Genomic DNA, 23,068 nt, shown 5'->3' with positions numbered 1-23,068 from the left:
GTTATTGGTTTTTATAAAAAATTTCTAAGCTTTCTTGATTACCAACATAGCGCCAATGCCAAGGTTCATAACTAATTCCCTGCGCATTCTCTTCTGGAAAAGACAATTCAAAGTTGTAGCGGGCTGCATTCGCTTCTAACCAAGCAAAGGCTTCCGTTTCAGCAAAACTTTTTTCCACATGAGTGGCGGGGGCTTTCCCATCACCAATATCAATGGCATAACCCGTATGATGTTCGCTATATCCTGGGGGGGCACTCACTTCCGCTCGTTCCGTTGTTCTTTGCCGCCGTTGCGCTTTCACCCCAAAAAAGAGGTCTTCTTGCTGGGCAAGAGAACGAAACCCTGATAAAGGGACTAACAACACTCCTTCCCGCCGAGCATCCGCTTGCATCTGCAAAAAGTCTTCCGCAGCAGGGGTTTTCAACTGAATGCGACCATCAGCGGTAACGGGCGTTAAAGTTTCCGGAGATGCCGCTTCATAAGGCAAATGCCCCAATAAATCAGGACGGCTTTCTTGGAGGACGGCTTTTGAGGATAACGCTTCTTGTTCGGTTTGCGCTGTCTCGTTCTTTTTTTCTGGTTGTGATGTCAGGTTTTCTAGCACTTGTGGGGTAGAGGCCACTCTCAGGTTTGAATTTTCATTCCAGAGATAGACTCCAATCATTGCACCGACTATGGCTAAGCCTACACCAGTTCCCAGCCAAAGCCAGAAACGATTCCGTTTGGTTTTGACAATGGGAGTGACATCTCTCAAGGCTTCTGGAATTTCATCAGGAGAGGGTTGATTATTCCCAACAGACAAGGTTTCTCCTCCACATAAATAAGGGTGTGATGGGCTTTCCTCAGTTTAGCAAGCTGTGAGTAAGTTCAAGGGAAGAAAAAATTCTGAGAAAAGTCAATTCTATTTACTAAGTTTTATTGCGATTTATTTAGTTTTACTTTATATTTGTAAAAGAAGAGTAAAAGAAAAATTTATTTCACAGCAATATATGCCAGTTAAAGCGTACGTCTCCCCTAATGGAAGGCTTCTTTGCTGGAAAGGACAAAAATCGAAAGTCCTATTCTTTGTTTTCAGGGGGGAGAAAATTACCGCCTCAACTTGCATTTACTCTTCATTGAGCTTAATCCCATGCACGAGCTACTTCAGGAAAAATATAAAACATAATGGTTCAAAAAGCACTTGATTTATCATCAAAACTCTTGCGCTCTAACTTCAGCGCTAACTATTGGTCCCAGTCTGTTTGGGCAATTCTGCGAGTCGTTGTGGGTGTGATGATGATTCACAACGGACTCGATAAACTATCTGACATTGAAAGCTTTGCAACGGCTTACGTAGAAGTGATTGGACTACCTTTTCCGATCTTCTTCAGTTATGTTGCTGCCTACACTGAATTGATCGGGGCCCCCTTGGTTGCCTTAGGGTTACTGACGCGCCCGGCTGCACTGGGTTTAGTTGGGACAATGGCAATCGCCATGTATCACCATATCTTAGTTGCCGGTTTCAGTATTCCCTATTTAGAACTCTCATCCATTTATGCCAGCTGCTTCCTCTTCTTCCTCATTAATGGGGGTGGCTTATTCTCCGTTGACACCTTCATTAGCAGTTGGCTTAGCGCGCAAGTCCTCTCTGAAGAACAGCAGCCTGAACAGATCCGCCAAGATGCTCAACAGGCTACTGAGAATATCGAAGAAAAAGTTGCTTCTAAATAGCTTCTAACCGCTACTTAGATAACTGAATGAGAGAGTGATCTTGCCCGATTACTCTCTTTTTTATACTAAAACAGATTTCTTGACAGGCGTCAAAGATTACGTCTTCTGTTCAAGAAGGTGCCGGCTTTGACCGTTGGTCAATAGTTTGTTAAAAACTTCCTCGCATCCGCCGGACTCAGGTGTTGAGAGCCGACGGCAACTGAACGAAACAAACGCCCTTCAACTAAAATTTTAATGCGTTTTGCTAAACGTAACTTAATAATTGGCAGTTCTAATAAAGGAATTAAATCGCAGACTGCATTCGCCAATTCCGAATTTGGGCAGTTAATCCGAAAATCACCCCAACGCCGATTGACTTTGCAATTTCCTAAGATTTTCAATTGTTGGGATTCGGACTTATTTTCTCGATAATAATTCCAAATTAATCGGGTGAGTTGTGGATATCGCTTCATGGTACCCTTAATTTATTTCTGAAAAAATACACTCTGCTTCTTTGTTTTCATTAAACCGAAACCATTTCCGGAGTTGCCAGCTTTGTAAGAAGATTTAATGAGAGTTTGCAAATAGTAATGTTTGCGAAAAGCGCTCAATTTCCTGATGCAAGTAGAACCGTAACGATTATTTCTCAGGTGGTAATGTAACGATCCTGTAAAGGAAAAGACAAAAACACACTTTTTTGATAAGTAAGGGGAAGAGAGAACAGAATTACGCGGTTCGATGAGTAACAAGAATCAGCTATAATGGCTCTCCAGATTAAGAGATTTTAAGGAAAATTCAACAATGACTATGCACCCGAATTTAGAAGGAGCATTTCAGCATCAGGATGTCCTGAAAGTAATTAGTGGGTTGAATAATTTTGATCGCGCCAAGGTTGCCCAAGTCATTAAAGCTGCCAGTGCTGGTGGGGCAACGTTTGTGGATATTGCTGCAGATGCTGAATTAGTGAAGATGGCAAAAGACCTCACGTCTCTTCCGGTTTGCGTATCGGCAGTTGATCCAGAGGCTTTTTTGCCCTGTGTAGAAGCGGGGGCAGATTTAATTGAAATTGGTAACTTCGACACCTTTTATGCCCAAGGGCGACGCTTTGAAGCAGCAGAAGTTTTAGCGTTAACCCGACAAACACGTCAGTTACTGCCAACGATTACGCTGTCGGTAACGGTTCCTCATATTTTGCCTTTAGATGAACAAGTCGAACTGGCAATGCAGTTGGTGGAAGCGGGTGCTGATATTATTCAAACCGAAGGCGGAACCAGTAGCAGTCCCACTCATGGGGGAATGCTGGGATTGATTGAAAAAGCGACTCCCACTTTAGCGGCGGCAGCTAGTATTTCCCAAGCCGTTTTTGTGCCTGTTTTATGCGCTTCTGGCTTATCCAGTGTCACAGTTCCCATGGCGATCGCGGCGGGTGCTTCCGGTGTCGGTGTCGGTTCTGCCATTAATCAACTCGATGATGAAGTAGCGATGGTGGCAACGGTGCGCAGTTTAGTGGAAGCCCTGGCAACGGTTCAACGGCGTCGGGTTGTCCCTTCTTAATCGTTTCTGGGCGGATAGCCGTTACCCCTCCTTGGCAAGAATTTCGGCTATCCGTAAAAGTAGGGAGCAGACCCACTTGTTAAATTTTAAAGTGAAGGATAAATTCGTTGATTGTCGTCGCATATGGAATAAGTCTGCTGGTTTAGACGTGTATTACAAGGAAGTGTTTGGATTCACCACAAAGATACGAAGGACACAAAGGAATTTATAGATACGAGCCTGCCAAGTACTTTGCTATCAGTGTGTTTCTGGCTCAACAGGAGATGAGGACAGCCCTATGGAACTCCCTTTAGAAATTACTCACCGCAACCTGACCAAAAGCGAAACGATTGACACTTTAGTACGAGAACAAGTCGAGAAACTGGAAAAAGTCTGTGACCATATCAATAGCTGTCGGGTTGCCATTGAAAAAGAACATGAAAACCCAGAAACGGGTTCCCCGTATCGAGTCCGTATCGACTTAACCGTTAAGCGGGGTCACGAAATCGCCGTGGATAAAAATTCTGGTAAAAACCGTCAATACGAAGCGTTGCAGCCTCTGATTAAAGATGCGTTTAAAGCGGCCCGCCGTCAACTGCTGGAATTGACGGAACGCCAGCGTAATGAGGTCAAACAGCATTAGTCATTAGTCATTAGTCATTGGTCATTGGTCATTGGTCATTACTTACTTGAATCAGGGCTTTGTGACGGTTGCCAAAAATCAGCTGCGATCGCTGCAAGAAGAAATTGAACAAACCCCAGATCGTCACTCGACCTTAAGTGAGAGAATTAGTGAAAGGAGAGGCCCGAGAACAATTACAGCAAGCCGAAGGCATTGGTGCTTTTCTCCGGGCTTAAGTCTAACCACCCAGACAGATTAACTCACTTCGGATCAGGGAGGGGAAAGTTCTTGCTATGATAGGTACTCACCGATGATTGCAGTGGGCTTAAGAGTGAATCTTCTGAGTCCACTGTCAATCTCCCATCCATCTCAATTGTTCTAAGTTAGCGACTGATGCTTAAACATACGTTATCCGTTTTGGTGGAAGACGAAGCAGGGGTACTAACCCGCATTGCTGGTTTATTTGCAAGACGAGGCTACAACATTGAAAGTCTTGCCGTGGGACCCGCAGAAAAAGAGGGTATTTCTCGGATTACGATGGTGGTTCCCGGCGATGATCGCACCATTGAACAGTTAACGAAACAACTCTACAAGTTAATTAATGTCCTGAAAGTGCAAGATGTAACCCAAGTTCCTTGTGTCGAACGGGAACTGATGCTGATCAAAGTAAATGCAACGGCATCCGGGCGAGCGGAAGTGATTGAACTTGCTCAAGTGTTCCGCGCCCGAGTGGTGGACATTTCAGAAGACTCCCTCACCCTAGAAGTGGTTGGCGATCCCGGAAAAATGGTGGCAATTATCCAAATGCTGAGTAAGTTTGGCATTCGGGAACTCGCCCGTACCGGAAAAATTACCTTAACCCGCGATTCGGGAGTGAATACAGAATATCTCAAGTTAGTGGAAACAGTTCCCAGTCAGCCATAATCAATTTGTCATTGGTTTTTCGTCCTTTGTCCTTTGCCCTTGGGATAGCGCTACTTGAACAAGCAATCGGTTTGCAGGCAAGTCCCTAAAGACAAGGAGACAAGGTGACAAGGTGAATCTTTGATGACCAATGACCAATGACTAATGACTAATGACCAATGACCAATGACTAATCAATCACAACCTAATGCCCTGAATCGAATAATCCAATAATTGCATCGGGTGAAGCAGAGGAACCGTTTTTCCTTGTTGATGGAGATGTTTTTGAATCTGTAAAGAACAACCTGGATTAGAAGAAACAATCATTTTTGCGCCGGTGTTAAGGAGATTATTGGCTTTCTTCTCACCTAATTCTTCGGCAACTTGGGGTTGGAGCATATTATAAACCCCAGCGCTACCACAACACAGCGCCGCATCAACCGGTTCATGTAAGGTCAGGTTCGGAATTTGCTTTAAAAGTTGCCGGGGTTGGAGGCTAATTTGTTGTCCATGTAATAAGTGACAGGCGTCTTGATAAACGATGTCTAAGGGCTCATCTTGCACAGGAGAAAGGGGAGTGGTTAATCCTACTTCGGCAAGAAATTCTTGCACGTCTTTTACATTATTGGCGAAATCTTTTGCTTTGTCTTTGTAGTCGGGATCATCTTCTAAAATATGTCCATATTCTTTTAAGGTATGTCCACAACCGGCAGCATTAATAATCACGGCATCGACATCAGTTCCCTCAAAACTATCAATCATTTGTTTGGCTAAGGCTTGTGCTTGTTGTTCTTGCCCTTGGTGGGCGGGTAAAGCAGAACAGCACCCTTGGCTTTTCGGGATCACAACTTCGCAACCATTGGCAGTTAACACTCTAACGGTCGCTTCATTCACTGGGGAGAAAAAGAGACGTTGCACACACCCTAAAATTACCCCCACGCGATACCGTTTTTTCCCCTGCGCAGGAATTACATCTGGAAAATTATCTTGGAACGATCGCGCTGTAATTTCCGGTAAAATCGACTCCATTGCCGCTAAACGAGGAGAAATCCGTTTCAGTAGCCCTGTTTTCCGGACTAGGTTTGGTAAGCCTAATTTCTGATAAGCGAATAGGGGAACCAACAGTGGACGTAACCGCTGGGGATAAGGAAATAACTTAAAAATCAACTGGCGATACAGTTGATCTAACAGGTTACGAGGATAATTCCGTTCCACTTGCGGACGAGTCGCAGCAATCAGTTTGTCATATTGGACATCGGAGGGACAAGTGGTCACACAAGCCAAGCACCCTAAACAAGAGTCAAAATGTTGTGCCGTTGCTTCATCTAACTCGGCTTCCCCTTTATTAATCGCATCCATGAGGTAAATGCGTCCTCGTGGGGAATCCATTTCTTTGCCAATCACCCGATAACTGGGACAAGTGGATAAACAAAAGCCACAATGAACACAGTCATCAACCAGTTCGGGTTGCGGCGGTTTTTTTTCGTCAAATCCAGTTGCTGGCTTGATAAAATTATCTAAGTTTGCTTCTTTTTCTGTCATTTTTAAAGTTAAAAATTGCTTTAAATTCCACCTACAAAACGGTTCGGATTAAACTGATTATTGGGGTCAAATTCTTGTTTAATCTTTTTCATTATGGCTAATGCATTACCAGAATATCCCCAAGGCTCGATTTGTTCTTTAATCGTTTTAGGAGCAGAAAGAAGGGTCATAAACCCCTGATTCTTTTCACAGTAATTGCGAATTGATTGCAGAGTGGATAATGATAAATCTTCAAATAAAATTAGTTTACCTAAACCGCTCTTATTATGAATGATAGCGTAACTGTCAGGGGGGAGTTCTGAGAAAAATTGACAGTTTGCAGTGGGTAATAAGCCGAATTTACAAGTAATTTGGTTATTATTGCCAGGGACAGAAGTTAAAGATTTCAATTGATCCCATAATAAGTTTTCATTCTCCCCTTGGTAACGGGTTATTGTCAGGGAAAATGATTTTGCAATCTGGTTCAGTTCTTCAATTTGTTGATTAATACTTTCGATAATCGTTTCCCATTGAATAATGAAGCCTAAGCCTTTTCCTAAGTTGAGTTTCTCGCTAACAGCAGGAGATAATAAATCGGCACGGGTGGGCGTTAAGGTGGAATTGCGAAGGGTTTGGGCAACTTGTGTAATGGCATCCGTATCGCCCGTTAAAACAAGGGTTGCAGACGCCGGTGGTAACGGATAAGTACGGAAGGTAAGTTGGGTGATCAGACCAAGGGTGCCATAAGATCCCGTCAGGAGTTTCATTAAGTCGTATCCGGCAACATTTTTCACAACCCGTCCTCCCGCTTTGGCGATTTCCCCATCGGCGCGAACAAAGGAAATGCCAATGAGTAAGTCTCTAACTCCACCATAACGTTCTCGCCAACTGCCCGCGTCTGCAGTGGCAACAATGCCGCCGAGGGTTGCGGTTTCGGGATCGGCTGGATCAAGTGGTAGAAACTGATTGCTTTGGTGAAGTTTTTCTTGCAATTGGGCGAGAGTGATGCCAGCTTGCACCGTCACGGTTAAGTCACCCACGGCATGATCAACGATTTGGTTGAGGTGACGGGTGCTAAGGTAGAAGTCAAACTGAGGGGGAAATCCGCCCCAGGTGAGTTTAGTCCCATTGCCACAAGGAACGATTGAACGCTGATTTTGCTGCGCGATCGCGCACACTTTCCCCACCGCTGCTTCTGTTTTTGGGATAACTAAGGGCTTTGCCGGTAACTGGGGTGCGGGTTGCCACTGCGGTTCATAACTAACTTGCTGTGAGGTGATCAGCGTTTCCAATTGCTGCCTAACCGCGCTAAAATCTTGACTCATAAGTCTATTGGCTGATGTTTAACGTTTTTTTCTAGTGTCTCATGTCTATTGCCTCTTCCCGGGAAAATCATCTCAGCACCATTATTCTTGCTGGCGGACAAAGTCAGCGCATGGGAGAAGATAAAGCTTTAATGACAGTGGCAGGAACGCCGCTTCTGCAACGCACCTGTCAGTTAGCCCAAACCCTCACCCCGCAGGTTTATATTGTTACCCCTTGGGGAGAGCGTTATCAAGATATACTTCCTCCCGGCTGTCAGCTTATTCCAGAAACGGTGTCCTCAAAGGAGACAATCCCTCATGGACCTTTAGTGGGGCTATACCAGGGCTTACAAGTTGTGCAAACTCCCTGGATTTTAGCGCTAGCCTGTGATTTACCCAAACTGACCGTCTCGGAACTAGAATTCTGGTGTCGGCAGATAGAGGGAGTAACTGCAGAAAAGGTTGCACTTTTACCCAAATCGCCTCAAGGCTGGGAACCGTTAGCGGGGTTTTATCGTGACCAGTGTTCCGCCTTATTTGCCACCTATTTAGCGGCAGGAAAACGCTCATTTCAAGGCTTTTTAGACCGGCATCCCGTCCAAGAATTAACCGTGCGCGATCGTGCTACCTTGTTTAACTGTAATACTCCAGCCGATTGGCAACAAATTTCCGCCCCCACACCCGAGACTTAACGCATGACCCAACGCCACAGCAGATGAGATTTCCCTTTTCTCCGGATGCGTCGGACTCGCTTTTCCAGTTCCTGGCGGTAACGTTCGGAAAAGCCAAACAGAATATTACTACTTTGCCACAATAAGACGGCAGTAGTAATGCCAAGACACCAACTGAGCGCGATCGCGTAACCGGGGTTAAACACCAAGGCATAGCGCACGGCAGCCATTGTAAAGTGAGAACGGATCAAAGCAATTTCTTCCCTTAGCTGCCAGAAGACAATCGGTAAGGTAATCGCCCAAGAGAGAACAATCAACACCCAACGACTGAAAACAGTCAGCTGGTGCAGTCGTTGCATCTGAATCCCTAATTCTGAATCATCAACTGCCAAAACTTGAAAATCACTTACACTTGCTCATTGGACGGTTCAGGTTCTGGGGTTGCTTGTCGTTCTTCCCACCAAGCCAAGAGGGTACTGGCTAAGAAAATACTCGAATATGCCCCTAAAATGAAGCCAATAATTAAAGCCAAAGCAAATTCTTTTAAGGTATCCCCTCCAAATAATAAGATAGCAAGTAATGGCAACACTGTGGTTAACGTGGTATTAATGGAACGGGTCAAAGTCTGATTCACCGCATCATCCACCACTTGATTCATGTCCACTTCTGGTTCCATCTGCCTCGTTTCCCGAATCCGGTCATAAATCACAACCGTATCATTCACCGAAAAACCAATAATCGTTAACAGGGCAACTAAAAATAAACTATCTACTTCCACGCCAGCTACTAAGCCTAAGATCGCAAAAACACCGGAGGTAATTAAAGCATCATGAAATAGGGCAAAAATGGCAAAGACAGCATAATCGAGGCGAAAGCGAATGCTGAGATAAACAATAATCCCAAAAAATGACACTAGCAACGCTAAGATCCCGGATGTAAATAGTTCTTGACCAATGGTGGGACCCACGGTGTCAATTTTCGTGGTTTTGGGATCAAATTGCCCCACTGCTTCGGTTAAGGCACTTTGTAGTTGCGTGCGTTCGTCCACATCTAAGTTACGGGTGCGAATTGACAGCCCTTGCCGCGCTTCTCCCACCACTTGAATGCTGGCTTCAGGGAATCCTTGTTCGGTCAGGATCTCCCGAACTTGGTTCACCTCAATGGGCTGATCGCAATTATTCGGAATTGAACAATCTTGTTCTAACTGCAAACGGGTTCCCCCAACAAAATCAATACTCGGACGCAAGGGGGCATCAAATTGCGTATAAGAAATGATCATCGCCAGTAGGGAAAGGACGAAAGCAAAGGCGGAAACGGTCCACCAAAAATACCGTTGTTTGATTACCTTGAGTTTCATTTTGCCGACACCACCAAATTGGGACAGAATAATTCCGGTTTTTTACGCACCGAGGGGAACCCTAACACAGCAACAAGGAGAAAGGTGCGGGTACAGGTGAGCGCTGTAAATAAGCTCACTAAAACACCGATCGCGAGGGTAACAGCAAAGCCTTTGACTAACCCTGACCCTAACCAAAACAGAGCCGCACAAGCAATGAGTGTGGTGACATTGCTATCGAGAATACTGGAAAAAGCGCGATAAAATCCCGATTCTACTCCCCGATACAGCGTTTTGCCGGCGCGGAGTTCCTCGCGGGTGCGTTCAAAAATGAGGACATTGGCATCCACTGCCATACCAATACTGAGGATAAACCCTGCAATCCCCGGTAAGGTGAGCGTGACGCCAATTAAAACATAAGCCGCGAAGGTGAGTAAGGCATAAATTGCCAGGGCTAAATCGGCAATTAAGCCGGGTAAACGGTAGTAAACCGCCATGAACACTAAAACCAATACTAAGCCTGAGAGGGCGGCATAAATACTGCGTTCAATGCTTTCTTGACCCAGGGTCGCACCAACCGTGCGATTTTCCACAATTTCCACCGGTAAGGGCAGTGCCCCCCCGCGTAATTGAATCGCTAAGTCTTGGGCTTCTTGGATACTAAAACCGCCGGTAATAACTGCACTGCCACCGGTAATGCCATTATCGGCATATTCGGGACCGACAGTGGGCGCGCTAACCAGCACATCATCGAGGAAAATGCCTAAGCCGCGACCGGTACCGGCAATATTTTGGGTTAATTCAGCAAATTGGCTTGCCCCTTCTTGGTCAAATCGAATCGCCACTTGCCAGTTATCGCCGCTGGAAAGGGGTTGGGCGCGAGCATCTTGTAAGGTATTGCCCGTGAGTTGAGCCGGAGAAAACGACTGCGCGATCGCGCCATTGACTTCTTTTAACTCTGCTGTAGTTTCTGCAATGGCTTCGGCATTTGCGTCGGGATTTTGTCGCAACTCCTCTAACTGGGTGCGCAGCTGCTGACGCTGTAAAAACGCGGATTGAAATTCCTGTTCGGTGTTGGGTTGTTGCGCCCGAAATTCCAAGCGAGCGGTTCCACCCAGTACTCGTTCGGCTTGGGCAGGGTCACTCACGCCTGGTAACTGCACCGAAATTTGATCACCCCCTACCGTTTGCACAATCGGTTCCGAGACGCCTAAGCCATTGACGCGATTTTGAATCACCCGCTTCACCGCTTTTAGGCGGTCGGGCGTAATTTGTTGAATTTCTTCCGTGGGTTTGACCTGAATGGTCAGTTGCGCCCCGCCTCTTAAATCTAACCCCAGGGGCACAGAAAGTTGGACCAGTGCTACCAGAGCACCGATAATCAGGAAAAAAATGAGCGCGATCGTTGTTCGCTGTTGTTGCATCAGTTCTGCCCTTACACCTTCAAAGCCATCATGTCTTCCACAGCGGAAATAATGTCTTGCGGCTGCACAATGGTATAGCGTTCTAAGGTTCCATTGTAGGGGGTGGGAATATCTTGAGACGATAAACGCACCACCGGTGCATCCAGTTCATCAAACAATTCATCATTAATGCGAGCGGTTAATTCGGCACCAATGCCCCCGGTTCTCATACATTCTTCCACAATAATCACCCGATGGGTTTTCCGCACCGACTCACTAATCGTTTCCATGTCGAGAGGTTTGAGGGAAATTAAGTCAATCACTTCGGGATCGAAGCCTTGCTCTTCTAAAGGTTTGAGTGCTTGCAGAACATGGTGCCGCATTCGAGAGTAAGTGAGAATGGTAACATCTTTTCCCGGACGAACGAGTTCTGCTTGATCTAACGGCAGCCAATATTCTCCTTCGGGTAAATCTTCTTTTAAGTTATAGAGCAAGACATGCTCAAAAAAAAGAACAGGATTATTATCACGAATCGCGCTTTTAAGCAATCCTTTCGCATTATATGCGGTTGAACAAGCCACAATTTTTAGACCGGGAACCGCTTGAAAATACGCCTCTAACCGTTGCGAGTGTTCAGCCCCCAACTGGCGGCCGACGCCACCGGGTCCGCGAATCACCAGAGGGATTTTAAAATTACCACCGGAAGTGTAGCGCAACATCCCGGCATTATTAGCAATTTGGTTAAACGCCAGCAGTAAAAAGCCCATGTTCATGCCTTCGACAATAGGACGTAACCCGCTCATTGCTGCGCCCACTGCCATTCCTGTAAAGCTATTTTCGGCAATCGGCGTATCTAATAAACGCAGCTCGCCATATTTTTTGTAAAGGTCTTTCGTCACTTTATAGGATCCGCCATAATGACCGACATCTTCGCCGAGAACCGACATCTTCGCCGAGAACAAAAACGGTATCATCTCGCGCCATTTCTTCATCAGTCGCTTCCCGTAAAGCATTGAAAAATATTGTCTGTGCCATCTCGACTCTTTTAACACGAATTTAAAATTGTGATGTAAATGAGATCCTATCATCAAAATTGGCGCTTGCCTAAAGCGCTCATCTTTGACAAATTTTTCTAGGAAATGCTAGAAGATAAAGAATAAAATTCTTTTTAAAAAATCTGTACAGACGAATGACTCCTTTACCGCCGGAACGTCCCAAAAAGTTATCCTTAGGATGGTTAGAACAAGAAATTTTAGACATAGTTTGGGAGTTAGGTTGCGCCAGCGTCAAAGCGATTCATGAACGAATTTTGAGCAATCCGGACCGAGAATTAGCTTACACTTCCGTGACAACCGTTTTACAACGGCTCACCCAGAAAGGGTGGCTCAAATGTCATAAACAAAGACGGGTATTTTATTGGCAAGCAACCCTGTCTCGGGAGGAAGCCCAGGCGCTGAAGGCGTATGAGCAACTGAATCAGTTTTTAGCGGTGAGTGATCCCGATTTAGTGGCGTCTTTTGCTGATCGACTTGATACAGCCAGTTTAGAACAACTCGACGCGATCGCGCTGAGGTTAAGAGCGATTCGTCAACGGCGGGAGGAACAGCAATAATGCACACGGTAATGATTGTAATGGCGTTATTGGGGGCAGTCATCATCCGTTGGCTGTGGTCGCCCGATGCCTCTGACTATCGCCAACGCTGGGAACGCACCCTCTTTTATTTTCTTTTTCCGCCGCTTTTGCTGCTGATGACGGCAATGTCGGTTTTAGTCATGGGCACTCATGGCAAAATGTTAGGGCTGGAAAATGGTCACTTCAGTTATGGGCTGACCATCCTCTTTGGCTGTTTTGCGCTGAGTGCTTTACTTTGGCAATTTTATCAAGGAGCGCGATCGCGCGAACACCTGCCTCAAACTTCTCATACTATTGTTGCCGGTTATCCGGCGCAAGTGCTGCCAATTGCTGTTCCTTATAGCGCCCAAATTGGCTGGTGGCATTCGCAACTCGTCATCAGTGAAGGATTACTGTCGATTCTTAATTCCCAGCAGCTAGAAGCCGTCATTGCTCACGAACAAGCCCATGTCTATTACCGCGATACCTTTTGCTTCTTCTGGCTAGGTTGGCTTTATCGGATGACCGCTTGGTTGCCGCAAAGCCAACCACTTTGGGAAGAATTACTGCTGTTACGAGAACTGCGTGCGGATTGGAAAGCTGCGCAAACTGTTGATCCGATTGTGCTGGCAGAATCTTTAGTAACGGTTGCCAAGTTTACAGTGCAATATCCCGATGTCGGTTGCGCCGCCTTGAGTTGTCCTGCAACTAAAACTCGCCTCGAAGAGCGCATTGAAGCCTTAATCAATCAAGAAGAGGTCACTACTCCCCCACTCATCCATTTAGGCAGAGAACTGGTTTGGGCATTGACCCCTCTGATCACCATGCCCTGGCATCAATATTAAGAGGTGAACTGTACCATTGCGAGCAAACAACAGACCTTTAGCTTAAGAAGAGGATGATCCCTAAATTTAACTGCACTCCTCATCTTTCGCTTCGCGAAGCGTTCCTAAAAGGTCAGAAATAATAACACATCGTTTATCTGAAATATTCTCGGCTGAGAGAACAATTGTACCTTGATAGAACCCATCATCACCCAAGGCTCTACCTTTGTAATCAAACTGGATGCGCCAAGCTGTTGGTGAGCTAGCATTATCGCTTTCAAAATTGATTTTACCTAAATTGATCCGTGAATCTAAGCTATTCCACCCGCCTGTAACGTTATTGAGAAAAGGATCAGGATCGGCGTCAATCTCTTCTTCAGTGCGCCATTGCACAACGGTTTCGCCATCAACCGTCGCTTCTCGGAAACTCACTTGCCAACTGGTACTTTCTTGCCGAGCTTTTTGTTGGGCTTGTTGTATAGCACGAAAAACTTCATCTTGAGCTGTGTTCAGCCTTTGCCGTTGCATAAACCCAAACCAACTAGGCGCAGCAATGCCTGCTAAAATGCCAATAATAACGGTAATGGCTAAAACTTCTAAAAGGGTAAATCCCTGAATAGAACTTTTCTTCGGCAGTGAATTAAACATTAACGATTTCCCTTCCTCGCTTAGTTATCAAAGTACTTATCAACGACTCCTCGCACTAATACTTGGCTACTTAAAGTGGGTAAGGGAGTATAAGAATCACTGGTTTTAATGTTGTATCCCGAGCGACCGTCAGGATTACCGCGCAGATAGAGAATGACGTCTTGGTTCCCCTCGCTCACATCTCCATCGAGGCTACTTTCTCTTACACAAGCAAAGAAACTTTTTGATTGATTCGCTGCTGGTGTGCGGCTATAAACATCTATAGTGCCATTGCCATTGGTATCAGTGCCCCCACTTTCATCTAAACAGGTGGGTAGATTGCCTGTATCGTTGCTCGGATCGTCAACAAAATCTACTAAAACGTCACTTGTATTGCCATTAATAGTGGGTTTCGATGACTGTAAGTCTACATCTTCACTATCATAGGGCCAGTTCCAAAAGTCATCTGCTTTTTTCACTGGGTCAACATAACCGTCATTAAGCGTCAGTTTCAGGTATTTTTGCGAGTTGCTTGTATAAGTTTCACTGGTATTGGTATCATACTTCCGCAACTCGTACCGCCGAATGATAGACCGACCGCTCCAAGTATCGGTCGGATTGGTATCCTGAAGATAAGCCACTAAAGTATAAGTCCGTCGTTCGACTTGCAAATCGGTGCATTCTTCAAGAGTAGTGTCAGTTGAATTCAATTTACTGTTTAATCCCCCTGAACCATCGTCACATTGCAAAGGAATTTTTGCTCCTGCGGGGGAATAAGGAATTGTTTCTGGCTTCCAGAAAGCAAGAACAATGTGATAATCCTGATTAACGTCTAAATGAGACGCAACGGATTTCAGATCGCCGCGTTTGTTACGAAGTTCGTCTCCCGTGTAGATATAAGTTGCATTTTTTAAGTCACTTTCAATAAATTCCAATGCGCGTTCCATATCTTGCTGCGTTGCCGTCCGTACTTTTTCTTGTTGGTTGGCACGGACAACATCAGTGAGGAGGGCTGTTATGCTCGAAACAATGACTCCACCAATGACAATGGTGACGAGTAATTCAGTCAGGGTAAAACCCTTGGCGCGATTTGCCACTTTCTGGAAATGCAATTGATTGGCGAAGTAAGTTTTTAAGCGATGGACGTTTATCATGGCTCAATCGGCTCATTATCACAAGGTAAATTTAAGCACTATAATTATGTCTATTGGGTTTAACTGGGACAGTTACTGCCTGATGTACCAGAAAGATATTTTTGATATTCAGTGAGAGACAGTTTTAAGTCACTCCGGCTGATTTCGGTATAAGCAACTGCAATGGGATTAGTCGTTCGTTGTCCTAACCCCTGAGTGAGGTTGGAAGAAGCAACTGTGGTTTTTAAATTACCCAAATTCTCTTTCGCAGCAATATCGTAGACTCTCACTCCCATCTCAAAAACAGCTAACTGATCTTCGGCTCGACCCGATGTAAAACAAGCCCCTTCATCCCGAATTAACTGGACAAAAACATCAATGTCATTATCCCCATCGACATCTAAGGTTAGGGCTTTTTTGGGGTCCGTTAATTTAGAGCGGTCAGCCGTGAGTGTTTCTGGTCCATTGGTTTGATGGAGGGGAGAAGTGCTTGATTTTGGCGGAACATTCCCGTCTTGCTTGCTGGGAGAAAGTCCCTCCTCACGGGTGAAAATGGCTCTTACTCGATCAAGTTCTTGGCGAGCAACCGCTTGTGCTTGCTTGATATTACGACTTTGTACCCGGGTTGCTGCTGAAAATAACAGAGGAGGGGCAACCGCAGTCAGAGCAATGGTGGTAATCACTAGTGCGGCTAGAGATTCCACAAGTGTTAGCCCTTTTTGGGAAGACGGTTGGTGATTAAACTGTAATCCCAGCCATAGGGAAAATTGAGGTTTCATGATGCTCCTTATTGACAGGTCTGAGAGTTACTGGTTGCCGCTTTACACAGTTGTTGAATGTAGGGGTCGCTGGCTTCGATTTCTTGATAAATTTCACTCCGTAAGCCGGACTGAGAGAGTAAACGCTCAACAATCGGTCCTGGCGGATTGTACTGCAAGCCAACATCATATCCCCATCTCCGGTTCGGAGCTCTATAGTATGGAATCACCTCACCATTACCAGGAGTTGGATCGCTTTCAAATGTATCTTCATGGTCATAGCTGGCCGTGTCGTAGGTACTAAAGTTGAGCTGAACAAAAGAGCCACTGATAATTAAGTTAGTGCCACCCCAATTTTCATTAAAGCGGGGGAAGTTATGCAAGCCACCATAGCTTTCTCCTTCTCGGGTGGGGGTTAATCCACTGACAAAAACGGTGTTTATTGTGGTTTCACTGGCATTATTCAGTCCTTGCTTACCATTTTTACCTTTGAGATCATCATATTGCTTGATTGTCCCTCCGTCATCATAGAGAATTTTGCCATCGCGATCCAACTTAATGGGTGACTCATCGTCGCCTGGAATGCTGCGAATCCAATTTTTGCCATTATCTGGGTCTAACTTAGTATCCCGATAAGACGATGTTTGACCACTTCCACAGCCCTTGTCATTGCCTTCAATGGCATTTTCAATAACGCCATCACAGTAGTTATTAGACAGAATGGTAATCGCATCAGATAGGATTTCAGTCGGTCGCCACTGGTCGCTACCCGCTCTGGCAAAACCAGTCTCAAGGTTAGAGCGACTGTAGAAGTTGTTGTAATTGTTGATGTTCAGTTTTTCTGTGAATTCCTCTTTTGTATGAAGGTTGAAGTCGCCTAACATTGCAACTGGGTTATCGGTAATGAAAGATAATCCACGGTCTGTAGTGTCGCGACCCAGATCGGCACCATTCGCTAATCGGAAAGCATGGGGACGACGGTCGGGGTCAGTTGCATAATCAACTGGCTTGGCACTAACGCCATTTTCATCGTTTTTAGGCGGATCACGGGGCACTGTAGGATCCATGGCACAATCACCATCAGTGATTTTATCGTCTTCATTACAGCTTCCCCAGTCTGTCGCACGAGGTCGGGCAATACCATCTTCACGGATGGCATCTTCTCGGAACGCATAAACAATCCCTGAGTTGGGAATCCAGGGTTCACCGCCAGCAGCAATATCGTCTTTGAGTAAGGCTAAATCAAGGTTCATGTGGCGCACTGCCATTTGCTGACGACCGTTATACATTCCCTTATCAAGTAAAGAAACATAAGTGTTACCTCCGCTAGAGTCAGTAATCTGATTATTGATATCGAAGTCACCACTACTTGCTGTGGGTAATACAAAATCGCTTACACTGGCTTTCGGGGGGAGGGCAATTTCGCCAATGCTATCTTCAGTGCCATCTTCTTCCTCGTTACCGTTAGCATCAGCAATCACTCGGTAAGTGAAGTTCCAATTCACCCCATCGCTACTGGGGCGATCAAAGATATAGGAATCTACAATATAGGGTTCCGCATCCAGAACACCATTTCCATTGAGGTCTTCGCTAATGCCAGTCTCTTGAACGCCATTGCCATTGAGGTCATCAATTCCACCAAATACGCCATCACCGTCGATATCGATTTCATCAACAGTATCAAGAGTTCCGTTATTGTTGTAATCTTCATTGGGTTGACGCGCATTCAGTCCACCGTCATGAGCATGATCAGCAACTGGGAAGAGATAGTACAGGGAAGGATACAGAGGAGGCGCGCTTTGACCCAAGGATTCATCACAAGCTGCTAAAGCGAGTCCGACTTTTTTCTCAGTCAAACCACCCCCTGAACCAACCACAACCGGATCAAAGATGTCAGGGTCGCAACCGGTAACAATGGGAATATCTAATCCGGTTGAATCTTCAGTTAGATAATAAGCTGGATTTTCAGAAATCCCAGTAACTGGATTCCACTGTGAATTGCCTCCTGCAGAGGGTAAACCGGGCTTAAAGCCAAATTCGCGATCGCGTTCAATTTGAGGGAAAGGTTGAGTTTGACCAGTTGCTGCCTTTGCAAACTCTTCCAGCAGGGATAGATTCACTGTTCCTCCGCCAGGAGCTAAATTGAAGGCTTGAATATATTGCTCTGGAGTAAATAAAGAAAAGTATTCAGTCAATTCTGCTTCAGTTGGAGTTCCTCCAGCGTATGCTGCTGGGTCTTTGACTTTATCACTTCCGTTAGCGGAACTCACTAACACATCATTATCAGTTCGATCATCATTCAAGATGTCATCATTTGTAATGTATTCATAAATCAGTTTATTATTCGGCCCAGAAACTGCTTTGGTAATTGCTTCGCCAAAGTTAACCTCCGAATTAGAAACAGCACTAGTTAAATTAGCAATTTCTTCGTTGTAGATTGCTTCTTCTAACTCAATGTTGTAAGCCAGCATTCCTAAGTTAGCAGCAGCATTAATAATCGTTGTTTGATCCGCAATGCTCAGGTCATCAAAGTCCTCACCACTGTCGAGGGCGCGACGGAGGTTGGAATAATCCCCCCACATCGTTAAGTTGGGATAGGGGTGGACAATATTACCACCATTTTCTTGTTTTGGAGGAAATTCCCCATCAGGGTCACCGGCAAAATAAGCCAAGTTTTCCAGAGCAAGACGCAGTGGGGTTTTTGTGGGTGGGGTGGTGGTAGTGTCAATGTCAATTAAGTCTGCAAAGTCAGCTTGTGTGGTAACAAGGTCACCGTCAACGCTACCGGGCGGTTCAAATTCCCAACCGTTGGTTCCTTGCCCTTCCAAGAAGTTGGTGATGATAAAGTCAGTTCCCCCAATATTTTGTTGGTTAAATGTGGTGCTATCTTCAACTGTTATTTCTGTTCCGGGGTGGACAGTAGTGGCAAGGGTAGCAAGGGGGAAACCTCCATCTTCATGCTGATAATGGTAAACCGTCGTTGCTTGCACGGCAGCTAAATTATCCTGGAGGGTCTTAAGTTGTCTCCGTTCATAGGTTCGGCTACTGCTGTTATTGATAATGGGATAGAGCGGATCCGCCTCATCAGAATCATAGAGATCACCATCTGTGTTTCTATCTTCTGCGAGCGTCCAGTTAGACGCATTCCCTAATTCGAGACGCTGTCCAACAATGACTCGTAACCCTTGGGTATAAGCACGCCGTTCCCAGTAGCCATCTAACCCTACTTCTTGGGGAAATTCATCGGGAGGATTCAAACCCAGTAAAGTATCGATATTAAGGTCGGTTGAATCGCTCGCTTCAATTAAATCGCCATTTTCATCAAAGCCATTACTGAGCTTGGCAATCGTGACATTTTCTTCTTTACCGTACTTGGGTTTGGGTCCCCAGCGGTCATCGGCACGGTATAAGTCATCAACATAGGGCTTAAGCGAGACATCATTTCTGATCCGGGTTGATAGATTGGAGGTGTTCCAGTTCGGATCTCTGACTGAGGTATCGTAACTTCCATCACTTTTTTGATTATCTCTGGACACTAATTGATCTTCAGTAAACAGAACTAAAGGATCAAGACTATATTTGTAAATCCCTGTGTTTTGATTGGGAGTTCCCTTTACTGAGTCATTGCTGGGTTTAAAGTCATTACCTGTGTCGGGAGAGTTAGGATCATATAAATCAACTCTTTCTGTTCCATTAGCAATGGCCTGCCCTTGGAATAAAACATCATCGCCCTCCTGAATTTGAGTGATTTCAATAATATTGGCATCTTCAGAATAAATGCAGGAGTCTGGAGAACTTACAAGGTAGAAGTTGACATCACTATTCCAGGTAAAGAGATTACCATCGGTGTGGATGGCTCCATTTAATCGGAACGGAGGACCCGGGTGAATTAACAAGTCATAGCGAAACCAGACGCCAAATTTATTTCCTTTGTCTAATTGTCGATCCTGCTGAAACTCTAAAGCAGTAACGGTTTTATTGGCTTGATTTTTATTTTCAACAAAAACGTTAACCTGGAAATTGTTACGAACGGAGGTCGCATCCACGGCAAACCATCCTTGTTCGTCTTCTAAAGTCGGAATCTGACAATCGCTGGAAACCCCTTCTGAAGCTCTGATACTGAGGGGTCCTGTGCGAGTAATGAGATTGGCGGCTTTATCGCTGTCACTACTCCAATAGCCGACATCTGCTGCATCTCCTGACTCGATATCGCCATCACCATTTCCATCCACCCCACTATTCATTAAAATGGAGTAAGCCACAACTTCTGTGGTGCCATCTCCATCTAAGTCAGTTTCATATCTCCAAGCATTGTCGTCATTACCGTCACCATCGAGATCAATCCGAGTTTCATTCGGCAATGTATAAGGGTCAGCCTCGTTGCCGCCACTCCCATCTGAGATTAAATCTAAGTCAGAGGTATCAATGTATAACATCATATCTCGGACCAAGCTTTCTGACGGTACCCCAGCGGGAAATCTCGGGTCGCGGTTAAAAATGTATTCCAACTTTGCTTTTGCGCGCTCTACTGCTGGTGCTGCAATACTATCAATCCGTTCTGATTCTCGAGAACGGATGACATCTTCGGCGCGATCTCCCGTTCGAGAAATGAGGGCACCGGCAAAGAGAGCGACAACTAACAAGACTAAAACCGTTGTCGGTAAAACAAACCCCGCTTTTGCTAGACGAGGAGTGTTTTGAAGTAAATTTTTCTTGTGTTTAGACTTTGCCTTATTTTGTAATCGAGAGCGGAGAAATAAAAAGATTACTTTTCTTAGAAAGTTATAGATAGCGCGCAACAGAGCCTGAAAGGACAAGCTTAGTCGGCGGATCAGTTTGGGTGACGGTTGATGGTTGGGCATTGCTCTTAGAGAAACTTTTCTTGATAAAAGTGAATCAATCCAATTTCAGTAATAAAGATTTTTAAGTGAATAAACTTAACCTATTTTACGGGTTAAGCTAATATACTTTTATTGATATGAGCCACGGCATTAACACGGAATCGCGAAGTACATCTCATTGCGTGACAGGCGACAGTCACCAGAAAGGGGATGCTCTTTGCCGTTAGATCAGGAAACGATAATGGTTTCACTTTTTGGATTTAAGCCACAGAACTTTATAATCTATATTAATGCAAAATTGTGTTTTAAAGCAGAAAAATATATGTGATTATAAACAAAAATAAAAAATTATACCAAATCCGGTTACCATCCCCCCTAAGGCGACAATCGCTGCTAAGAGATCGCCCTAAGCAATTAGGATGGTAAAGGATGCAAAACGAACCATAAGTGATTAATTTATGCACGCACTTTCAATTCCCACTTGGATTGTTCATATTTCGAGTGTTGCCGAATGGATCTTGGCAATTTGGTTAATCTGGCGCTACGGAGAAATGACCGGGCAAAAAAAATGGTGGGGACTCTCGCTGGCAATGTTTCCAGCGCTGATCAGTGCCATGTGTGCCGTCACTTGGCATCTGTTTGATAACGCCGAAGCTTTAGACTGGCTTGTGATTATGCAAGCGGGTACCACTTTATTAGGAAATACGACCCTTTGTGCTGCGGCTTGGTGGATTTGGCGCACCGCTGACTCTTCCCCCTCACGTTAAACTGGATTAATAGGATTGTCGTCGAAATTGGAGTCGAACCCACATTGACTGAAAACGCTGCTCCGCAAGCTCAAAATAACGCAAGTTCTCATTCTCACCCGCACTCGGATTTTGAAAGTCATCCTCATGTCCACAGTGAAGAGTCGCTGCGGCGCATCGTCAATCGTCTCTCGCGCTTAGAAGGACATATTCGAGGCGTCAAAACGATGGTTTCGGAAAGTCGTCCTTGCCCAGAAGTCTTGATGCAAATTGCTGCGGTGAGAGGGGCATTAGACCGCGTGGCGCGGATGATTTTAGATGAACATTTGAGTGAGTGTATTACTCGTGCTTCTAAAGAAGGCAATATTGATACGGAATTGGAAGAACTTAAGGCTGCTTTAGATCGCTTTCTCCCTTAAAAAAGACCAGACCGCTGTAGAGTTGAAATGCAGCATCCCAACTGGTTTCATGACGTCGTTTGAGATCAATGTGGGAGGTAAGGCGCTGTAACATTTGGGGGAACGCGATCGCGCCTTCGCCAAAGGAGGTAAAATCATGCCACCGCTGAATCCCAGGCATTTTTTCTTCTAAGTAAGCTAGCAGTTGTAACCAATTGCGGCGCAGGGTTTCTCCTTTTTGAATCGTTTGACTCAGGGGGGCATTCTGTTGAAATTGATACTGTTGGTCACACAAGCGAAGAAGGGTACGTCGGTGCAGTAAGTGTAAATCACAAAACTGCACGTAATCTAACGTTTCGGTTTTCCGTTTCAGCTTGCGCCTGGCATCGGTGGTGACCACTTCCTCAAAAATCGGAAGACGCCCCTGGACTTGCTGCTGTACCTCTGACCACTGAAAGGTTAAGGTTCCTTCTTGACCTTGATCATTGGAACAACGGGCACTCACCTGATTCCCTTCGCTGCGTAAATATTGCACTTGAAACACATTGAGGGTATCGAGGGCATTGAGAGGGGTACAAAAGCAAGGAATGTTGCGATTTTGCAAGACTTTACTGTAGTAGAGCAATTCTCCCATTGCCCCAAGGCGGAACAAGCGCCACCCACGACTGGGGAGTTGTAGCCGCGCATTATAAGGATCAAGGTGAAAGGTTTTTGCCAAAATCGGCGCTGCTTGTTGTTTCTCTGTAGCAGAAATCGCACTGAGAATAAAAACCGCAGGATCTTGTCCGCCGGGTTGGGCAAGGGCTTCGGTAATGGCGTCTTTTCCCCGTTCCGTTTGTGCTGTTTCTAAATGACGGAGGGCTTCTCGGGTTTGAGAGAGCAGTTTACGATTACTACACTCCTGCAATAGCTTTTGATAGGCTTTTTCAGCAATTTCCAGATTCCCTTGTGCAGCGTCAACTTGTGCCGTATAGAAGGTCAGCCAAGGATGGTGGGGATATTCTTGTTTGCAAGTGTCAATTAATTGAGCGGCAGTGGTATAGTCTTGTTGCGCGATCGCGCTCGCAATATCCTCAAACATGATTGCCTCATCCGATACACTGTATTAAATAGCGTCTGACCTGTCGCTTTGTATTGTCATTGTGCC

General features: G+C 45.4%; 22 protein-coding genes and 1 pseudogene. 10 read left to right on the top strand and 13 right to left on the bottom strand.

The window, feature by feature from the left end; genetic code table 11:
- Position 1: 1 nt before the first annotated feature.
- Positions 2-802, bottom strand: a complete 801-nt coding sequence (locus GVY04_03650) for a D-alanyl-D-alanine carboxypeptidase family protein (protein NBD15254.1) — start codon at positions 800-802, stop codon at positions 2-4.
- A 398-nt stretch (positions 803-1,200) separates the two neighbouring features.
- On the opposite strand from GVY04_03650, the gene GVY04_03645 reads away from it, so the two are divergent.
- Positions 1,201-1,710, top strand: a complete 510-nt coding sequence (locus GVY04_03645) for a DoxX family membrane protein (protein ID NBD15253.1) — start codon at positions 1,201-1,203, stop codon at positions 1,708-1,710.
- 137 nt (positions 1,711-1,847) lie between these two features.
- Here GVY04_03645 and GVY04_03640 read toward each other — a convergent pair whose 3' ends face one another.
- Positions 1,848-2,162, bottom strand: a complete 315-nt coding sequence (locus GVY04_03640; protein ID NBD15252.1) for a hypothetical protein — start codon at positions 2,160-2,162, stop codon at positions 1,848-1,850.
- 328 nt (positions 2,163-2,490) lie between these two features.
- On the opposite strand from GVY04_03640, the gene GVY04_03635 reads away from it, so the two are divergent.
- From GVY04_03635 to ilvN, 4 genes are all read left to right on the top strand, one after another.
- Entirely contained in the window at positions 2,491-3,243 is a 753-nt protein-coding gene (locus GVY04_03635) for a DUF561 domain-containing protein (protein NBD15251.1), read from the top strand.
- 277 nt (positions 3,244-3,520) lie between these two features.
- On the top strand, positions 3,521-3,865 hold the full coding sequence (locus tag GVY04_03630) for a ribosome-associated translation inhibitor RaiA (GenBank protein ID NBD15250.1): 345 nt from the start codon (positions 3,521-3,523) through the stop codon (positions 3,863-3,865).
- A gap of 31 nt (positions 3,866-3,896) precedes the next feature.
- Positions 3,897-4,103, top strand: a complete 207-nt coding sequence (locus tag GVY04_03625) for a hypothetical protein (protein NBD15249.1) — start codon at positions 3,897-3,899, stop codon at positions 4,101-4,103.
- A 134-nt stretch (positions 4,104-4,237) separates the two neighbouring features.
- On the top strand, positions 4,238-4,768 hold the full coding sequence (gene ilvN, locus GVY04_03620; protein ID NBD15248.1) for an acetolactate synthase small subunit: 531 nt from the start codon (positions 4,238-4,240) through the stop codon (positions 4,766-4,768).
- Between the two features lie 177 nt (positions 4,769-4,945).
- Here ilvN and GVY04_03615 read toward each other — a convergent pair whose 3' ends face one another.
- Both GVY04_03615 and GVY04_03610 read right to left on the bottom strand, forming a co-directional pair.
- The gene (locus GVY04_03615; GenBank protein ID NBD15247.1) at positions 4,946-6,289 is read right to left on the bottom strand and encodes a 4Fe-4S dicluster domain-containing protein; all 1,344 of its coding nucleotides are present in this window, start codon (positions 6,287-6,289) and stop codon (positions 4,946-4,948) included.
- A gap of 20 nt (positions 6,290-6,309) precedes the next feature.
- Positions 6,310-7,593, bottom strand: a complete 1,284-nt coding sequence (locus GVY04_03610; GenBank protein NBD15246.1) for an FAD-binding protein — start codon at positions 7,591-7,593, stop codon at positions 6,310-6,312.
- A 41-nt stretch (positions 7,594-7,634) separates the two neighbouring features.
- Between GVY04_03610 and GVY04_03605 the strand changes: the two genes are divergently transcribed.
- Complete coding sequence (locus GVY04_03605) at positions 7,635-8,264, top strand: molybdenum cofactor guanylyltransferase (protein NBD15245.1); 630 nt, start codon at positions 7,635-7,637, stop codon at positions 8,262-8,264.
- Here the strand turns inward: GVY04_03605 and GVY04_03600 are convergent.
- The 4 genes and pseudogenes from GVY04_03600 to GVY04_03585 form a co-directional block, all read right to left on the bottom strand.
- Positions 8,261-8,602 carry a hypothetical protein gene (locus GVY04_03600; protein NBD15244.1) on the bottom strand — a complete coding sequence of 114 codons (342 nt, stop codon included), beginning with the start codon at positions 8,600-8,602 and terminating at the stop codon, positions 8,261-8,263. The genes GVY04_03605 and GVY04_03600 overlap by 4 nt on opposite strands.
- Positions 8,603-8,649: 47 nt before the next feature.
- Positions 8,650-9,600: a protein translocase subunit SecF gene (gene secF, locus GVY04_03595; GenBank protein NBD15243.1), complete on the bottom strand. Its 951-nt coding sequence runs from the start codon at positions 9,598-9,600 to the stop codon at positions 8,650-8,652.
- Positions 9,597-11,003, bottom strand: coding sequence for a protein translocase subunit SecD (gene secD / locus GVY04_03590; protein ID NBD15242.1), 1,407 nt, complete (start codon positions 11,001-11,003; stop codon positions 9,597-9,599). Before secD ends, secF begins: the two co-directional genes overlap by 4 nt.
- 11 nt (positions 11,004-11,014) lie before the next feature.
- Positions 11,015-12,017, bottom strand: a pseudogene (locus GVY04_03585) (alpha-ketoacid dehydrogenase subunit beta).
- 154 nt (positions 12,018-12,171) lie between these two features.
- Between GVY04_03585 and GVY04_03580 the strand changes: the two are divergent.
- Positions 12,172-12,594, top strand: coding sequence for a CopY family transcriptional regulator (locus GVY04_03580; protein NBD15241.1), 423 nt, complete (start codon positions 12,172-12,174; stop codon positions 12,592-12,594).
- Positions 12,594-13,439 (top strand): M48 family metalloprotease, encoded by an 846-nt coding sequence (locus GVY04_03575; GenBank protein NBD15240.1) that lies wholly within the window; start codon positions 12,594-12,596, stop codon positions 13,437-13,439. The genes GVY04_03580 and GVY04_03575 overlap by 1 nt, the downstream gene beginning before the upstream one ends.
- A 66-nt stretch (positions 13,440-13,505) precedes the next feature.
- Here the strand turns inward: GVY04_03575 and GVY04_03570 are convergent, their stop codons facing one another.
- Genes GVY04_03570 through GVY04_03555 form a run of 4 tightly spaced genes read right to left on the bottom strand, consistent with a single transcriptional unit; the run spans position 13,506 to position 20,798 of the window.
- A complete protein-coding gene (locus GVY04_03570; protein NBD15239.1) occupies positions 13,506-14,066 on the bottom strand; it encodes a prepilin-type N-terminal cleavage/methylation domain-containing protein in 561 nt (186 codons plus the stop codon).
- 20 nt (positions 14,067-14,086) lie between these two features.
- Positions 14,087-15,199, bottom strand: coding sequence for a prepilin-type N-terminal cleavage/methylation domain-containing protein (locus GVY04_03565; GenBank protein NBD15238.1), 1,113 nt, complete (start codon positions 15,197-15,199; stop codon positions 14,087-14,089).
- Between the two features lie 59 nt (positions 15,200-15,258).
- Positions 15,259-15,957 carry a prepilin-type N-terminal cleavage/methylation domain-containing protein gene (locus GVY04_03560; GenBank protein NBD15237.1) on the bottom strand — a complete coding sequence of 233 codons (699 nt, stop codon included), beginning with the start codon at positions 15,955-15,957 and terminating at the stop codon, positions 15,259-15,261.
- A gap of 8 nt (positions 15,958-15,965) precedes the next feature.
- Positions 15,966-20,798 (bottom strand): hypothetical protein, encoded by a 4,833-nt coding sequence (locus GVY04_03555; GenBank protein ID NBD15236.1) that lies wholly within the window; start codon positions 20,796-20,798, stop codon positions 15,966-15,968.
- A gap of 437 nt (positions 20,799-21,235) precedes the next feature.
- Here GVY04_03555 and GVY04_03550 point away from each other — a divergent pair, with 437 nt between their 5' ends.
- Positions 21,236-21,544, top strand: coding sequence for a DUF2499 domain-containing protein (locus GVY04_03550; protein ID NBD15235.1), 309 nt, complete (start codon positions 21,236-21,238; stop codon positions 21,542-21,544).
- A 44-nt stretch (positions 21,545-21,588) separates the two neighbouring features.
- Positions 21,589-21,942, top strand: a complete 354-nt coding sequence (locus GVY04_03545; protein NBD15234.1) for a metal-sensing transcriptional repressor — start codon at positions 21,589-21,591, stop codon at positions 21,940-21,942.
- On the opposite strand, the gene GVY04_03540 is transcribed toward GVY04_03545, so the two are convergent.
- Positions 21,911-23,002, bottom strand: a complete 1,092-nt coding sequence (locus GVY04_03540) for a hypothetical protein (protein NBD15233.1) — start codon at positions 23,000-23,002, stop codon at positions 21,911-21,913. The genes GVY04_03545 and GVY04_03540 overlap by 32 nt on opposite strands.
- Positions 23,003-23,068: the final 66 nt, after the last annotated feature.

This window comes from Cyanobacteria bacterium GSL.Bin1 (assembly GCA_009909085.1).
Taxonomy (GTDB): Bacteria; Cyanobacteriota; Cyanobacteriia; order Cyanobacteriales; family Rubidibacteraceae; genus Halothece.
The sequence above is the reverse complement of the archived record's forward strand: the minus strand, read 5'-3'. Positions and strand labels throughout refer to the sequence as shown.

What these genes read in the sequence shown, in the direction of transcription:
- secD (NBD15242.1), bottom strand. Translation starts at nt 11,003, where the DNA reads ATGCAACAACAGCGAACAACGATCGCGCTCATTTTTTTCCTGATTATC.
- GVY04_03565 (NBD15238.1), bottom strand. Translation starts at nt 15,199, where the DNA reads ATGATAAACGTCCATCGCTTAAAAACTTACTTCGCCAATCAATTGCAT.
- GVY04_03640 (NBD15252.1), bottom strand. Translation starts at nt 2,162, where the DNA reads ATGAAGCGATATCCACAACTCACCCGATTAATTTGGAATTATTATCGA.
- secF (NBD15243.1), bottom strand. Translation starts at nt 9,600, where the DNA reads ATGAAACTCAAGGTAATCAAACAACGGTATTTTTGGTGGACCGTTTCC.
- ilvN (NBD15248.1), top strand. Translation starts at nt 4,238, where the DNA reads ATGCTTAAACATACGTTATCCGTTTTGGTGGAAGACGAAGCAGGGGTA.
- GVY04_03635 (NBD15251.1), top strand. Translation starts at nt 2,491, where the DNA reads ATGACTATGCACCCGAATTTAGAAGGAGCATTTCAGCATCAGGATGTC.
- GVY04_03550 (NBD15235.1), top strand. Translation starts at nt 21,236, where the DNA reads ATGCACGCACTTTCAATTCCCACTTGGATTGTTCATATTTCGAGTGTT.
- GVY04_03615 (NBD15247.1), bottom strand. Translation starts at nt 6,289, where the DNA reads ATGACAGAAAAAGAAGCAAACTTAGATAATTTTATCAAGCCAGCAACT.
- GVY04_03610 (NBD15246.1), bottom strand. Translation starts at nt 7,593, where the DNA reads ATGAGTCAAGATTTTAGCGCGGTTAGGCAGCAATTGGAAACGCTGATC.
- GVY04_03600 (NBD15244.1), bottom strand. Translation starts at nt 8,602, where the DNA reads ATGCAACGACTGCACCAGCTGACTGTTTTCAGTCGTTGGGTGTTGATT.
- GVY04_03575 (NBD15240.1), top strand. Translation starts at nt 12,594, where the DNA reads ATGCACACGGTAATGATTGTAATGGCGTTATTGGGGGCAGTCATCATC.
- GVY04_03580 (NBD15241.1), top strand. Translation starts at nt 12,172, where the DNA reads ATGACTCCTTTACCGCCGGAACGTCCCAAAAAGTTATCCTTAGGATGG.
- GVY04_03560 (NBD15237.1), bottom strand. Translation starts at nt 15,957, where the DNA reads ATGAAACCTCAATTTTCCCTATGGCTGGGATTACAGTTTAATCACCAA.
- GVY04_03605 (NBD15245.1), top strand. Translation starts at nt 7,635, where the DNA reads ATGTCTATTGCCTCTTCCCGGGAAAATCATCTCAGCACCATTATTCTT.
- GVY04_03540 (NBD15233.1), bottom strand. Translation starts at nt 23,002, where the DNA reads ATGTTTGAGGATATTGCGAGCGCGATCGCGCAACAAGACTATACCACT.
- GVY04_03630 (NBD15250.1), top strand. Translation starts at nt 3,521, where the DNA reads ATGGAACTCCCTTTAGAAATTACTCACCGCAACCTGACCAAAAGCGAA.
- GVY04_03570 (NBD15239.1), bottom strand. Translation starts at nt 14,066, where the DNA reads ATGTTTAATTCACTGCCGAAGAAAAGTTCTATTCAGGGATTTACCCTT.
- GVY04_03555 (NBD15236.1), bottom strand. Translation starts at nt 20,798, where the DNA reads ATGCCCAACCATCAACCGTCACCCAAACTGATCCGCCGACTAAGCTTG.